The sequence below is a fragment of the Streptomyces sp. YIM 121038 genome, from assembly GCF_006088715.1.
Classification (GTDB): domain Bacteria; phylum Actinomycetota; class Actinomycetes; order Streptomycetales; family Streptomycetaceae; genus Streptomyces.
In genome coordinates this window covers 9,240,623-9,254,158 of record NZ_CP030771.1, presented here as the reverse complement: position 1 = coordinate 9,254,158, position 13,536 = coordinate 9,240,623, and the positions used below count along the sequence as shown (strand labels likewise).

At 73.5% G+C, this 13,536-nt stretch carries 12 protein-coding genes; 1 reads left to right on the top strand and 11 read right to left on the bottom strand.

What is annotated here, in order from left to right; all coding sequences use genetic code 11:
* Position 1: 1 nt before the first annotated feature.
* Genes C9F11_RS39170 through C9F11_RS39155 form a run of 4 tightly spaced genes read right to left on the bottom strand, consistent with a single transcriptional unit; the run spans position 2 to position 6,552 of the window.
* Entirely contained in the window at positions 2–940 is a 939-nt protein-coding gene (locus C9F11_RS39170) for a hypothetical protein (protein ID WP_138964769.1), read from the bottom strand.
* Positions 937–2,421, bottom strand: coding sequence for a VWA domain-containing protein (locus C9F11_RS39165; RefSeq protein ID WP_138964767.1), 1,485 nt, complete (start codon positions 2,419–2,421; stop codon positions 937–939). Before C9F11_RS39165 ends, C9F11_RS39170 begins: the two co-directional genes overlap by 4 nt.
* A gap of 34 nt (positions 2,422–2,455) precedes the next feature.
* Positions 2,456–4,861: a serine/threonine-protein kinase gene (locus tag C9F11_RS39160; protein ID WP_249402067.1), complete on the bottom strand. Its 2,406-nt coding sequence runs from the start codon at positions 4,859–4,861 to the stop codon at positions 2,456–2,458.
* Positions 4,858–6,552: a serine protease gene (locus C9F11_RS39155; protein WP_138964765.1), complete on the bottom strand. Its 1,695-nt coding sequence runs from the start codon at positions 6,550–6,552 to the stop codon at positions 4,858–4,860. Before C9F11_RS39155 ends, C9F11_RS39160 begins: the two co-directional genes overlap by 4 nt.
* A 78-nt stretch (positions 6,553–6,630) precedes the next feature.
* Here C9F11_RS39155 and C9F11_RS39150 point away from each other — a divergent pair, with 78 nt between their 5' ends.
* On the top strand, positions 6,631–6,927 hold the full coding sequence (locus C9F11_RS39150) for a trypco2 family protein (protein WP_138964763.1): 297 nt from the start codon (positions 6,631–6,633) through the stop codon (positions 6,925–6,927).
* On the opposite strand, the gene C9F11_RS39145 is transcribed toward C9F11_RS39150, so the two are convergent.
* Genes C9F11_RS39145 through C9F11_RS39115 form a run of 7 tightly spaced genes read right to left on the bottom strand, consistent with a single transcriptional unit; the run spans position 6,924 to position 13,466 of the window.
* The gene (locus tag C9F11_RS39145; RefSeq protein ID WP_138964761.1) at positions 6,924–8,222 is read right to left on the bottom strand and encodes a GNAT family N-acetyltransferase; all 1,299 of its coding nucleotides are present in this window, start codon (positions 8,220–8,222) and stop codon (positions 6,924–6,926) included. The genes C9F11_RS39150 and C9F11_RS39145 overlap by 4 nt on opposite strands.
* A complete protein-coding gene (locus tag C9F11_RS39140) occupies positions 8,219–9,046 on the bottom strand; it encodes an amino acid ABC transporter permease (protein ID WP_138964759.1) in 828 nt (275 codons plus the stop codon). Before C9F11_RS39140 ends, C9F11_RS39145 begins: the two co-directional genes overlap by 4 nt.
* The gene (locus C9F11_RS47775; protein WP_171075993.1) at positions 9,043–9,852 is read right to left on the bottom strand and encodes an ABC transporter substrate-binding protein; all 810 of its coding nucleotides are present in this window, start codon (positions 9,850–9,852) and stop codon (positions 9,043–9,045) included. Before C9F11_RS47775 ends, C9F11_RS39140 begins: the two co-directional genes overlap by 4 nt.
* Positions 9,846–10,556, bottom strand: coding sequence for an SDR family oxidoreductase (locus C9F11_RS39130; protein WP_171075992.1), 711 nt, complete (start codon positions 10,554–10,556; stop codon positions 9,846–9,848). Before C9F11_RS39130 ends, C9F11_RS47775 begins: the two co-directional genes overlap by 7 nt.
* Positions 10,553–11,875 carry a radical SAM protein gene (locus C9F11_RS39125; RefSeq protein WP_171075991.1) on the bottom strand — a complete coding sequence of 441 codons (1,323 nt, stop codon included), beginning with the start codon at positions 11,873–11,875 and terminating at the stop codon, positions 10,553–10,555. The genes C9F11_RS39130 and C9F11_RS39125 overlap by 4 nt, the downstream gene beginning before the upstream one ends.
* A gap of 46 nt (positions 11,876–11,921) precedes the next feature.
* Positions 11,922–13,007, bottom strand: coding sequence for a radical SAM protein (locus C9F11_RS39120; RefSeq protein ID WP_138964753.1), 1,086 nt, complete (start codon positions 13,005–13,007; stop codon positions 11,922–11,924).
* A gap of 27 nt (positions 13,008–13,034) precedes the next feature.
* Positions 13,035–13,466: an S-adenosylmethionine decarboxylase gene (locus C9F11_RS39115; protein ID WP_171075990.1), complete on the bottom strand. Its 432-nt coding sequence runs from the start codon at positions 13,464–13,466 to the stop codon at positions 13,035–13,037.
* Positions 13,467–13,536: the final 70 nt, after the last annotated feature.

The window sequence follows — 13,536 nt, the reverse complement described above, 5'->3', positions numbered from 1 at the left end:
CTCATCGCGGTGCCCTGAACCGGTACTCGGCGATCCGCGGCCACAGCCCCCACGCCGTCAACGCCATCACCACGGCCCCTCCCACCAGTACCCAGTCGGACAGCGACGCCCACAGCCCGGCGTGCGTCATCGCGTCCTGCACCTGCTCCGCGACCCTGGGGATGTCGTCCGGGTCGTCCTTCGGCACGCGGATCCCGGCGACGGAGTCGGTCATCGCGTCGTGCGCCGCGACGGTGACCCATGCCAGGAGCGGTACGCCGACCGCGCACACGACGGTCGCGGCGAGCAGCCGCACCTGAACCGGCCGCCGGAAGCGACGCCGCAGGTACCGCTGGGTCTCGAAGAGCGCGGCGCACAGCGCGACGTACAGCACGGCGACCGTGCTCCAGCCGAGCCACAGCTGCCACGGGAAGGCCGCCTGCTGTCCGGCCTCGTCGAGCTGTCGGCCGCGCAGGGCGTCGAGGCGGCTCATGATGTCCGCGTCGGAGCCGGGTCCGGCCTGGAGGCCGAGCGCCTGTTCGGCGTAGAACAAATAGGCCGCGCGCAACGGCGAGTTGTCCGGCTCCTGGCCCCAGCGCTCCACCCAGCCGGAGTAGACGGCGATCAGACCGGTGATGGTCTGCAGGTCCTGGCGGCCCTCCAGGCCGGTGACGTTCTCCGAGGCGGCGAGCGCGAGGCTCTGGTGGGCGACCGAGATCTGGGTCTGGAACTCGCCGCTCTTGTCGCCCTCCGGCCCACTGTCACCGACCACCCCGTGGGCCTTGCGCATCGCGCTCCGCGCGGTGTCGACGGCCAGGATCCCGGGGGTGCTCGACGACGACAACGGCACGGTGTCGTCGTGCACGCCCCGGTAGGCGAGGAACAGCACGAACGTGGTGGCGGCCCCGAGGGCAAGGAGCAGCCTCAGTCGTCGGGTCAGGTCCCGGCCGGTGGTGCTCACGGCAGGGCCTCGAAGGGGTGGCCGCAGGAGGGGCAGAACCGGGCCGCCGCCGGTGCCTTGTGGGAGCAGCCCGGGCAGGGCACGGTGGCTCTGCCCGAGCCCGGAGCGGCCGTGAACCCGGCCGCGCTGCCGCCGCCGGTGCCCGTACCGCCGCCGGTACCGGTGCCGGACGCGGGCCCGTAGCTGCTGTGGCTGCTGGCCGCGATCAGGTGCTCGAAGTCGACGGCCGTGACATCGGGGCGCAGCGCGACCCGCCCGGCGCTCGCGTCGTCGATCCGCACAAGCCGGGCGAGGCGGTCCAGCTGCTCGGTGGCGCCCATCGCCTCGGCCAGCTGCGCCGCCCGGCCCAACTGGTGCTCGGCGAGGTCGCGCTCCCCGCGGCGGTGGGCGTCGGTCGCGGCGGCGACGGCCTCGCCGAGCCGCTGGTGCTGCTCGAAGTGCTCGACCTGGGCGTCGGTGTGCCGGGACAGGGCCGGGTTGTCGGTCCAGTGCACCAGGCAGGGCTGCGGCGCAGGCAGCCGAGCCTCCTGGGCGCCGGGTACGTCGACGGCGACCACGGCGAGCTGGAGGTCCTCGCGGCGCGGGCGGCCCGCCGGGTCGGCGCACAGGCACAGCTGGTAGCGGCGGGTCTCGTCGCCCCAGGCGCGGGTGACGAACCGTTCGGTCCCCTCCTCGGGGGTCAGCTCCACCTCGGTCGGGAAGACCTGCTTGAGGTAGCGCACCTCGGCGCCCGGCATCGGCGTCACCGAGATCGCCAGCTCCGGGACCGTCTTGGTGAGGAGGCCGCTGACCAGCTTCTCGTACTCCACAGGCAGGGCCGCCTCCTCCCGCACCGAGGAGGCGGAGCCGTGCAGCCTGCGGGTGACGGCGAGGAGCTCGCGGGCGTCCCAGCCGTCGCCGATCCCCCACGCGTCGCAGACGAACCGCCCCGCGCACTCCTCCAGGACGCCCGCCAGCGGCATCTGCTCGTCGTGCTCGTTCTTCCCGTCGGTGAGCAGCAGGACGTGCCCGACGGGGGCGCCCTGCTCGGTCAGCAGCCGACGGGCGAGGTCCAGCCAGGCGCCGATGCAGGTGCCGCCGCCCGCGACGAGGCCGTGCACCACCCGCTCCGCCCGCTTCCGGGTCGTGTCCGAGGCCCGGGCCATGGTCGCGGTGCCGGGGTACGCCATGGTCCCCTGCTCGTTGCCCCGCACCACCGCGAACGGCGTGCCGTCGGGCAGTGCACGGATCGCGGCGACGGCCGCCTCCTGGGCGGCGTGCAGCTTCTCCGGCGGCCAGGTCATCGAGCCGGAGCAGTCCAGGGCGAGCACCTGCGCGAGCACCGGGCCGCCGCCCTCGGTGCCGTCCACGCGCACGCTGAGGACGGCGTGCATCCGCGGGTCGCTCTCCTCGCCGGAGAGGTACTTCCACTGGCTGACCTCAAGACCGACGGTGACCTGCCCGGCCGTCCCGCCCGCCCTCGGCGCTCCTGTCTCCGCCATGTCCGTGCGCCTCCTCGACCTCGTCGTCGGTCGCTCACGCCGTACGTCGTCGTCGGCCCCGCAGCAGATCGCGGACGGCGACCGGCTCGGGGAGCACCGCGTACGCCCGGTCAAGGAGGTCGCCGCGCTCGCCGACGCTGCCCGCCTGGTCCGCGAGCCGCTTCAGCGACCGGGAAAGGAGTCCGGCAAGGGCCGACTCGGTGTCCGCCGGGCCGAACAGCTCACCGGCGGGGAAGCCGCTCCCCCAGCCGTCGGGCGGACGGCAGCCGAGCGCGTGCTCCCTCAGCTCGGTGACCAGGCGGTCCCAGGAGCCGCTGCCGTCCAGGTGCAGCCCCGCGAGCCGTTCGGCCGCCGCGCGCAACTCGGCGGCGCCGGGCACGGATCCGCCGGGCAGCCGGCCCGCGAGCACCCGGACCGCGGCCACGCGCGCGGCGTCGTGGTGCCGGGAGGTGGTCGGCACCTCGTCCAGGACGGCTACGGCCCGGTGCCGGTCGCCGCGGCGCAGCTGCACGCGGGCCAGCCCGAAGGCGGCGCTGCCCTGGGCGCGGTCCCGGCGCCGTACGGCCTCGTAGTACTCCTCGGCCTGCCGGGCGCGGGCCTCGGCGCGCCGGGCCCGCTGCTTCGCGTCGTGCCGGGGCCGGGCGGGGGCCGCCCCGGACCCGGGTGCCGCGCTCTCCTGGTCGGCCAGGTACTCGGCGCAGTATCCGAGCGCCAGCTTCGGCGCGGCCTCGCCCGGCAGAGCGCTGTAGGCGGCCACGAACTCGCCCTCCGCCGACTCCACCTGACCCCGGGTCAGCTGGATGAGGCCCTGGTGCCAGAAGATCCGCCAGTCGTAGTCGCCGACGCGCTCCTCGGCCGTACGCACCCACACCGCGGCCCGGTCGGCGTCGCCCGCCTCCAGATAGGCGCGGCACAGCCACAGCGCGGTCTCCGCGGTGCCGAGGGCCGGGTCGCTCGCCGCGCGCTCGGCGATGCGGTCGGGGGTGTCGGCGGCAAGCCCCCCGAGCAGCACGGCGGCGTCGTCGGCGGCGTCGGGCAGGGGCACGGGCAGGGCGCGGGCGGTCTCCCGGGGGGCGGGGGCACCGACGGGCAGCCCGGGGGCGGTGGCGGGGCGGTGGGTGAAGCGGTCCAGGGCGGGGACCGTGCCGAGGGCGGCGCCGAAGAGCGCGGCGGTCGGCTCGAACCGGGTGGACCGCTCCGGGTACGGCTCGTGGCCGCTCAGCGCCTGGTGCTCGCGCAGCACCTCCCACAGCTGGCGGGACATCTCGGCGGCCGAGCGGAAGCGGGCGGCGGGTTCGGGGCGGGTGGCGCGCCGGACCAGCGCGTCGAAGGAGCGGGCGGCCAGGCCGGCGGGCGGTCCTGCCCGCTCGGCGAGGACCTTCAGGGTGCGGCCGACGGCGTACAGGTCGCTGTCGACGTCGAGGCCGCGTTCGTCGCGTTCCTTCTTCGGCGGGGCGTAGCCGAGGGTGTACACGAGGCCGGAGGAGCGGTCGTCGATGCGACGGATGGCGCCGAGGTCGATGACCTTGATCTCGCGGCCGTAGTGGATGACGTTCTCGGGCTTCATGTCGCAGTAGAGCAGGCCCTGGTCGTGCAGGTACTCCAGGGCGCCGAGGATCTTGCAGCCGTACGCGATGACGTGCCCGAACTCGAAGCCGCCGGGCCCGAAGAGCCGGGCCAGGTCCTCGTCCGAGGCGAACCGGATCCAGGCGAGGGAGCGGCCGCCGACGTACTCCATCACGATGTAGCCGGTCGGCTCGGTGTCTCCGGGCGCCTGGTGCTGTACGTGCGTCACGATCCGGACGATGTCCCGGTGGTGCAGCGTGGTGAGCGAGCGGCGTTCCTCGACGGCGGCCCGCCGGGCCACGGCGTCCCCGGTGTTGATCAGGCCTTTGAGGACGACGTGCAGGCCGGGCACGCGGGTGTCCTCGGCGAGGTAGACCCAGCCGTGGCCGCCGACCGCGAGATAGCCGAGCACCTCGTAGTGCCCGGCGATCTGGTCGCCGGGGCGCAGTTTCGGGCGGAAGGAGTACTGCGTGCCGCACTCCGGGCAGAAGCCGTGGTCCGGTGGCAGGTCGTCGTCGTAGGACACCCCGATCGTGCCGGGGCAGTTGTCGGATCCGCAGCGTCGGCCCCCGGTGGGCGGCCGGGCCGTGGTGTCGGCGGCGTCCGAGGGCTCCGGGGAGGGCAGATGCGGCAGCACCAGAAGGCCGTCGCGGTCCAGCTCACCGGCGGCCGGCCCGAAGGGGCGTGCCGTGCCCTCGCCCGTGCCGGTCGGTGTCCCGGCCCCTCGCGCGTCCGGGCCCGACCCGTCCGGCCCCGGCGTGTCCGGTGCTGGAGGGCCGGGGGCGACGGCCCGCCGGAGGCAGGTGTCGCAGAACCCGGTCACCATGATCTCGCCGCCCCGGCAGTCGGCTCTGGCGCAGGCGGCCCCGCTCACGCCGGGCCTCCGCTGCGGCCGGGGCGGCTGTGGTGGGTGTCGACGTGGTGGGTGTAGGCGTCGACCGCCGCCTCGGCCGCGTGGAGGTCGCAGGGGCGGGTCTGGAGCAGGTCGTGTGCCCGGAGATAGAGAGCGTCCACCGCCGGGTCCTCCTCACCTCGGGTGGAGTGCTGCCGCAGGACGTGGTAGCCGCGCAGGCGGCCGCCGAGTTCGTCGCGGCGGTCGCTCAGGCGGTCGAGCCGGGCGATGTGGCGGGTGAGGCGGGCCGCGACGCGGTCCGCGAGGCGCTCGTAGCGGGCCAGGTCCGGGCCGTGGTCGCGGCCCTCCGTCCGGAGCAGGTCGGCCAGGGCGGCATGCGCGGCGACCAGGTCCGCGTCGACGGGCGGAACGCCGTACGGCACCACGGCCGCCCGGCGTTCGCCCAGCGCCCCGGCGAGCGGCCCGGTGATCTCTCTCAGCCGCACGACGAGCCGTTCTCCGCGCTCGCGCGCGGGCCGCACGAGGAGCTCGCGGCGGGCGCGGTGACAGCAGCTGCCCGCTGTGCGGAAGACGAGGAGCAGCCTGCTGCCCCCGGCGCGCAGCACGTCGAGGAGGTCGAGGAGGGCGGGTGGGTCGAGCGATTCGTCGACGCCGACGACGACCAGGTTGAGGGTGACCCTCGCGGTGCGGATCCGGTCGAGGGCCGAGTCCCCGGGCCGCGGCCACAGGCCCATGCGTTCGGCGATCCGCTCGGCGATCTCCGTGGAGGTGAGCCCGCCGGCGTGCACGGCGAGGTCGTGGCCGCCGGCCGACGGGACGGTGCCCGGCGGGTCGAGGGAGGCCCGGCCGACGGAGGCCGGGGTGCGCAACTCCCGGTCGGCGAGGGTGATGGCGCGGCGCAGCGTGGCGCCGCGGGCGTCGTCGTCGTGCCGGACGACGCTGATCTTCACCTGTCGGCCGTCGTCCCGGAGCCAGGCGGCGAGGCGCTGGGCGAACGGCTCGTCGAGCAGCGCCTCCGCGGCGTCGTCCGCGGTGGAGCGCAGCCGGTCGTCGACGGCGGCGGGCCCCTCCAGGAACGGCTCGACCCGGGGCAGGTGCCGGACGATCGTCTCGGCGGGGCTCATGAACGAGAACCGGTTGCCGTGTGTGTCCTTCTGCCCGGTGAGGACCATGCCGATGACCTCGCCGGTGGCGCTGTCGGCGACGCCCGCGCCGCTGCAGCCGGGGCTGGCCAGTTCGCCGGGGCTGGTGGGGCTGAGCTGCACCTGCCCGTCGCGTCCGCAGCTGCCGACGACGGTGGCGCGGAACCAGATGCCGCCGTTGTGGTCGTACGGGAAGCCGTACATCCGCACCGCGCGGCCCGGCGCCGAAAGGCGGTGCAGCCGGACCGCTTCCCCCGCGGGCCGGGGCCGCTCCAGCCGTAGCAGCGCGACATCCCCGCTGGGGTCGCCGTCCGCGTCCTGTGTCTCCGGTACGTACGCGTCCCCGTCCACCCGGGCGGCGACCGCGGGCACGCGGTGGCCGGCGGCGCCCACGAACTCCGCGGTGACCCGGGCCGCCGCCCGGTCCACGACATGGGCACAGGTGAGGACCCGGTCGGGGCTCAGCAGGATGCCTGCCCCAGCGATCTCCCCGTCAGCGCCGCGGATCCGCACGGCCCAGCTCGGCGTCTCCATCGACGAGGCGGCTCGGACTCCCCCGCCAGCAGCCATACTCCGCAACTATACGGGCGCACGCCCCCGGCGCATACTGGTGCAATGTGAGATCAACTGGCTTGCCGGGGAGGCGAGTTGTCGAACGAACCCGGGTTCGTGGGGCTGGCCGAGGTGATCCGTCAGATCAGGGGCGAGCTGGCGGCGGCCCGCCTTGAGAGCCAGGGCCAGGACCTGAGCTTCGCCGTGGAGAACGTGAGCCTCACCTTCACCGTCCAGGTCCACCGCTCCGGAACGGGGCGCGGTGGGATCCGGATCGGCGTGGTGACGGCCGAACTCAGCGGCAGCGTCGACCGGCAGGCCACCCATCAGATCCAGGTCGACCTGACACCGGAGCTCGCGAGCGGGGGGCGGGTGAACGTGAGCCGGGACTAGGCCCAGGGCCCCTCCGTCAGGCCCCACTCCGCGTCCGGCAGCTGCGCACCGAACCCCCGGTACTCCCGCGCCCACCGATCGCGCCAGGCCGCGTTCCACGCGCCTGCCTCCCCGGGCGAGGGAACCCGTGCGCCCTCGGGGGGAAGGAGGAGGGACCACAAGGGCCGGATCAGGGCGCCGCGTGCCGCCTTGGCGCGGGAGCCCATGCCGAAGTGCACGGCCCTGTAGCCGTGTTCGACGGCGTAGGCGATGGGCTCGTAGAAGAGGAGGTTGAAGTACGTGCCGTCGTCGCCGGGCAGCCGCTCGTAGTCGAACCCGACGTTCCGCGCGTACAGGACCCCTTCCCACGCGAAGTACAGGGCGTAGCCGAGGAGGCCGCCGTCCGGCCCCCGGCAGAGGAAGACGCGGCTCTCGTCGTCGAGCACGCGGGTGTACTGGTCGAGGAGGTCCGTCATCCGGGCCGCGGTGCTCCGGTGGCCGTACTTGCGCTGGACGTTCGCCAGCAGTTGCCCCAGTGCCTCGGGGCAGTCGCCGAGCCGGGTCACCTCCACCCTTCTGCCCTGCGCGCGGAAGGCCGCGATCTCGCGCCGGACCGCGTGGCGCCGCTTCGAGGACAGCTGCCGTACGTAGTCCTCGAACGTCGCGAAGTCCACCGGCAGCCAGGTGTCGACGCCGAACGGCGAGAGGAGCAGCGGGGCCCGCTCGCCGTCGGGCGCCTCCTCCCGTGCCGAGGAGGCGGACACGATCCTCGCGGCGTCCGAGGTCAGATAGAGCAGGGCGGCGCTGCGGGCGCCCCGGTCGGCGGCGCGTTGGCGGAAGCCGCGCAGGAGCCGCCGCGTCGCCTCGCGCTGCGCGCGCTCGTCGAGGGCGGGGTCGAGGAGCGGGTCGGTCACGTATCCGCTGCGGGTGCCGCCGAGCATGCCCGGGTACCAGAGGGCCCGGTCCACCCCGGCCAGGGCGGGCAGGCCGCCGTACTGGTCCTGGTAGTCGTAGGCGTCGAGCTCGCCGTCCGGCCAGGCGCACTCGTAGGCCGGGAGCGCCGCCACCAGGCGCCCCTGGGCCCGGCAGGTGACGTACGCGGCCCCGTCCTGGTGGCACCGCTCGGCGTACGCGAGGTAGGGGCGGCTGACGTACAGGCTCCGGCCTCGGCCGAGCCGCGCCCACTCGGCGGCGTCGCACGCCTCGACCGACGGCAGGACGCCCGTGCCGGGATCCAGCGCGGGAGTCGGGGCAGGCGGCGACGGGGCAGGCGGTACCGGCCCCCTCCCGGGATCCGTGCGCAGGTGGTCCGTCATGGGTGTCCCCCGCCCTTTCCACGCCGTGCTTCGAGGCGCCGCACCAGGAAGGCCAGCGGCACCGTCACCAGCAGATAGCAGCAGCCGGCCGCGATGATCGGCGTGCTGTTGCTCTGCGTTCCCGCCGCGTCCTGGCCGAACTTCGCCAGATCGCGCTGGTCCAGGCTCACCCCCAGGAACAGCACCAGGGACGAGTCCTTGAACGCCGCCACCAGTTCGTTGGTGAGGGGCGGCACCATCGTGCGCAGCGCCTGCGGCAGGACCACCGCGGTCATCGCCTGCCGGTCGGACATCCCCAGGGAGAGCGCCGCCTCGACCTGGCTGCGGGGCACCGCGGCGATCCCGGCCCGGAACGTCTCCGCCAGGTACGCGCTCGACACCAGGCCGAGCGCGAGGCCCGCCTGCCCGATCACACCGCCCGGCACGACGAACCCGGGGAACGCCAACGGCAGCCCCACCCCGATGAAGGCGAACACCAGCAGCGCGGGCAGACCGCGGAAGACCTCGACGTACACGGCGGCGAGCCAGCGGTACGGCGCCGCCCTGGAGGTCCGCAGCAGCGCGACGCCGAGGCCCAGCGCGAATCCGATCCCGTACCCCGTCACCGTGTAGAGCACGGTGTTGCGCAGCCCGACGACGACGAGGTCCGGGAACATCGCCCTGGCGATGTGCGGCTCCGCGAAGTTGCGTTGCAGGCCGGACCAGTCGGCCGCGAGCACGACGGCGAAGACCGCGACGGCGAGCGCGAGGTACTGCGCGGCGAGGAGCAGTCCGCGCCGCCGCCGGACGGGAAGGCCGGCCGCCACCGCTTTCGAGGCCGTCATCCGGCCTCCGGGGAGGCGGCCCGGACCGGGGGGACACCGATCCACTTCCGGTACAGGCGCTCGTACGTGCCGTCGCGCCGGGCCGTGGCGATCACCTCGTCGACCAGCCGCCGCAGCCCGGGGTGCTCCCCCTGGCGGACGGCGAACGCGTAGTCCTGCTCGGCGTCGACGGTCAGGGCCGTGGTGAAGGCGGTGGCGTGCCGGGGGTCCTGCAGCCAGGTGGACACCGCGGGGCAGTCCTGGACGAGGACCTCCACCTGCCCGGAGCGCAGGGCGTCGAGCTGCCCGTCGACCGTGGCGTACGAGCGCGGGTCGATGCCCGCGGCGAGGGTGTGATCGGCCCCGGTCGTCCCGGACTGCACGCCGACGCGCAGCCGCCGGTGGCGTACGTCGGCCAGGGAGTCCACCCGGGTGCCGCGGCGGACCACCACGCACAGCACGGCGCGGAAGTACGGCGCCGAGAAGTCGACGTAGCGCTCGCGGTCCCCGGTGACCGCCAGGGCCGCCGCGACGATGTCGCACCGCTCGGCGTTGAGCACCGTCCCGGTCTTGAGCACCTCGAAGGGGAAGTCGACGACGCGCTGCCGCACCCCGAGCCGCTTCGCCACCAGGCCCGTCATGTCGATGTCGAAGCCGACGACGCGCCGGTCCTTCTCGTACTCGAACGGAGGGTAGGGCAGATTGGTGCAGGTGGTGAGCCGACCGGCGGCGACCAGCGGGACCCCGGCCACGACCTCGCCGCGCGCGCTGCCGCACCCCGCCACCAGGACGCCCGCGCACAGCAGCGTCGACAGGCGCCTCAGCACGGGTCCTCCGCCAGCGGATCGCCGCCGATGCCGTGCCACGGGAACCACAGGCGGGCGCTTCCCGGTGCGATCCCGGACAGGGCCGCGAGACCCGACACCGCCTCGGCGACGGCCGCGGCGGAGGGCGGCTCGTGCCCGAACCGCCGCACGAACAGCGCGCGTTGACGGGCGTCGAGGGACTCCTCCACCGCGGTGAGGACCAGAGAACCGAACGACACGCCGCGTCGACGGCAGCTGTCGGCGAGCGCGTACGACATGACCCGGTCCGCGGCCTTCGCCGCCGACACCAGGGTGTCGGTGCGCGACGGGAAGTCCCCGAGCGAGCTGTCGACGCGGACGACGCCGCTGCCCGGCGAGAGCCGCGCCACCAGCTGGTCCAGGAGGCGTCCGCGCGCGAGGGAGTTCACCCAGAGCACGCGCTCGGCCGCACTCTTGTCGGTGTGCAGCGGGGCCGGGGTGTACGCGCCGATCGCGTCCACCACGAGGTCCACGCGCTCGGGTCCCACGGCCCGCAGGGCGGCGGGCCAGCCCTCCTCGTCGGTCACGTCCAGGGGGACGAGGGCGGCGCCGGGAGCGGGCGCGGCGCGTCGGCGCGACCCGGCGCGGGCCGTGGCGACCACCTCGTCCCCGAGGGCCGAGAACCGCGCGCACAGCGCCGCGCCGAGCACTCCCGTTCCCCCCAGGACCAGGACCGTCCGCCTCACGGGGCCGACTGCATGCTCTCGGCCCGCATGACGCTCGTGATCCGGCGCAGCCCGGCCAGCCACAGGTCGTAGATCTCGGCGGCGGGCAGCTCGACCGTGCTCATCACCGAGGGGATGTCCTCGCGCCACAGCCGCCAGGGCTTGGGCTCGATGGTGACGCGGTACTTGTCGGGGTCGCGGTAGATGGAGGTTCCCGGGTAGGGCGTGCAGATGAAGTAGTCCACCAGGTCCGTCAGGCCCGCGTCGAGCAGCCCCACCATGTCGTCGAGGGTCGCGTCGGCGGACCGGCGCGACTCCCCCGGGGCCCCCACCATCCAGTAGGTCAGGACGGCGAGGTCGTGCTCCTTGGCCCGTTCGCAGGCGGCGTGCAGCTGGTCCGCCGTGATGCGCTTCTGAAGGTTCTGGATGACCTCGGAGTCGGTGCTCTCCGCGCCGATGTTGATGAGGCGGCAGCCCGCGTCCGGCATCTTCGCGAGGAGCTTGCGATCGGAGTCGCGCACCAGCAGATTGGCTCTGGTCTGGCAGAACCACGGGATGCCCACCTCGCCGAGCAGGTCGATCACGGCCGAGCAGTGGTCGTGGTTGAGGGTGAAGACCTCGTCCCCCACGAAGAGCACGGCCGGGTCGAAGCGCTCCTTCATCCTGGTGAGTTCCCGGCGCAGCCGCTCGGTGTCCTGGAGATAGGGCTTCATGCCGATCCACAGCGTGTCGGCGCAGAACGAACAGCGGTAGGGGCAGCCGAGGGTGGCGTAGATCCGGGCGTAGTGCAGGGGGTATCCGCGGGGCAGGACGTCGTAGTCGGCCTCCATCGTCCAGTAGTCCTGGAACAGCTCGCGCCGCTCCGCGGTCCGCTCGCCCGGGCCCGGCGCGAGCAGCCCGGGGTAGCCGTTGCCCGGGCGGCGCCCGGCGGACAGCTCGGACAGCAGCTGGGCGAGCGGTGCCTCGCCGCGCCCCACCACGACGTAGTCGAAGCCGTCGCGGAGGCTCTCCTGCGGCAGTTCGCTGACGTGCGGCCCGCCCACGACGACCGTGGTGCGGGGGGCGAGGCGCTTGATCCGGCGGGCGAGCGCCACGGCCAGCTGGTAGTTGGCCGTGTAGGGGGACATCGCCACCAGGGCGGGCGCCGTGGCCCGCACCTGCCGGGCGAGACCGTCGACGTCGATGTTCCGCTCCGGCCCGGTGTACGAGGCGAAGTCGACGAGCCGGGGCGTCCAGTCGAGGCGTCGGGCGACCGCGGAGAGGCGGGTCACCCACAGCGGGAGCTCCGGAATGGTGTACGCCTCGCCCTGCGGGAAGTCGCGGTCGAATATCCGGCCCATCACCCGCCAGTATTCGGCGTAGTACGCGTTCTCCTCCGGAGACGGTTCAGGCTTGGTAATCAGCGGGAGCTGTAGGAAGGATATCGACCGCGACGACATTGTTCGGCTTCTCCTCCTGGTAGACCTTGTAGGTCATGCAGCCGCCCTGGCACTTCTGCTTGAGGTGCATCTCGCAGGTCACGCATTCGGGGAAGGAGGGGCGCTGCTTCAGCTTGGTGTCCTGGGCCCGGTGCGCCTCGATCACGGTGGCGAGTTCGGCGCCGGAATGGGGCCGCGGTGCGGTGAAGACGGGCATCGCGGTGCAGTAGCTGACCCGGCCGTCCACGTGGAAGTAGGCGAACGGCTTGCAGCGGCGCACGAGGGCGAACTTCTCGGCGTAGCGCTGGAGGAAGTCCGGCTCGAAGATGCACAGCGGGACCGGCAGGTCGGGTGAGGTCTGCACCCCGCGCTCCTCGGCGTGCAGGAGCATGCGCTGGACGGCGGGGCCCAGCTCCCGCATCGCGTGCAGGCCGAGGAACGGCGTTCCGCCGGACGTCGGGGTGGAGAAGATCCAGGTGAAGGAGGCGCCGTACTCCGCGGCCAGGTCGACGAGTTCGGTGAAGGGGAAGTCGGGCCCGTCGATCACGCCGATGACCGAGGTCTCGCAGGTCTCCGCCATGGCCGCCAGGTTCTCCCGCCAGCGTGGCCGGAGCCAGGCGTACCTCTCGAAGAGGAGCTCGTCGTAGTGGAAGCTCATGCGGGTGACCGCGGGGCTGGCGAGCAGCACGTCCCGGCGCTTGGCGTTGAACCCGCCGTTGGTGTAGACGGTGGTCGACCACCCGCGGCGCTCGATCTCCCCGATGTATCCGGGCAGGTCGGGGACGATGGTGGGCTCGCCGCCCACGAGGTACACCTCGGGGAAGTCGGAGACGTCCTGGAGCATGTCCAGGACCTCGCTGAACAGCGTGAGCGGCATCGTGTGGTGCTCGGTCTTCTGATCGCGCGCGTAGCAGTACGTGCAGATGTCGGTGTTGCACAGCGACGTGATCGACACGTACGCGCCCTTGTAGGTGTGCACGCGCGCCTGCTGGCGCGGTGTCCGGGCGTTCCAGCCATGAGATGTGAACCGGTAGTCCGCTACCTGAGACGTCATTCTCGTTCCCCTCGGCGGCCGGACGCTCTAGCGCGTGGCCGTCCACTCTGTGAGGCGCTCCGTCGCGGGACCGGGCCAGTGCAGGCCGCGGTCGAGCTTGGCTTGTTCGGCGATCTCGAACGCTCCGAAGAAGTCCTCGCAGGTGCCGATGACCACCCGCATGTCGAAGGGGCGGCAGGAGAAGACGTCCAGGAAGAACTGTCCCAACCGCGGATAGGTGTGGATGGCCGCGTGGGATTCCTGGAGAATCACCACGCTGGAGTATCCGTAGTGCGCCTGGTCCCCTTGTTCGGACGCGGTGAGCGGCCCGTCGAGTATGCGCATGCCGATACGCGTGACGAGCTCCCGCAGGAAATGGCCCACCGTCTGCGGATCGTCGAGCTGATCGGGCCACGCGACCTGCCGCACGCGCAGCATGACGTGTGACCCGTAAACCGAGCCGAACTCCGTTTCTGGCATACCCAGCACGGTACTGACGCCTTCGGCCCCGGCCATCCGTAGGATTACCGATCCTCGGCCCCCGCCGCAC

What these genes read in the sequence shown, in the direction of transcription:
- C9F11_RS39165 (WP_138964767.1), bottom strand. Translation starts at nt 2,421, where the DNA reads ATGGCGGAGACAGGAGCGCCGAGGGCGGGCGGGACGGCCGGGCAGGTC.
- C9F11_RS39155 (WP_138964765.1), bottom strand. Translation starts at nt 6,552, where the DNA reads ATGGCTGCTGGCGGGGGAGTCCGAGCCGCCTCGTCGATGGAGACGCCG.
- C9F11_RS39145 (WP_138964761.1), bottom strand. Translation starts at nt 8,222, where the DNA reads ATGACGGACCACCTGCGCACGGATCCCGGGAGGGGGCCGGTACCGCCT.
- C9F11_RS39140 (WP_138964759.1), bottom strand. Translation starts at nt 9,046, where the DNA reads ATGACGGCCTCGAAAGCGGTGGCGGCCGGCCTTCCCGTCCGGCGGCGG.
- C9F11_RS39125 (WP_171075991.1), bottom strand. Translation starts at nt 11,875, where the DNA reads ATGGGCCGGATATTCGACCGCGACTTCCCGCAGGGCGAGGCGTACACC.
- C9F11_RS39120 (WP_138964753.1), bottom strand. Translation starts at nt 13,007, where the DNA reads ATGACGTCTCAGGTAGCGGACTACCGGTTCACATCTCATGGCTGGAAC.
- C9F11_RS39115 (WP_171075990.1), bottom strand. Translation starts at nt 13,466, where the DNA reads ATGCCAGAAACGGAGTTCGGCTCGGTTTACGGGTCACACGTCATGCTG.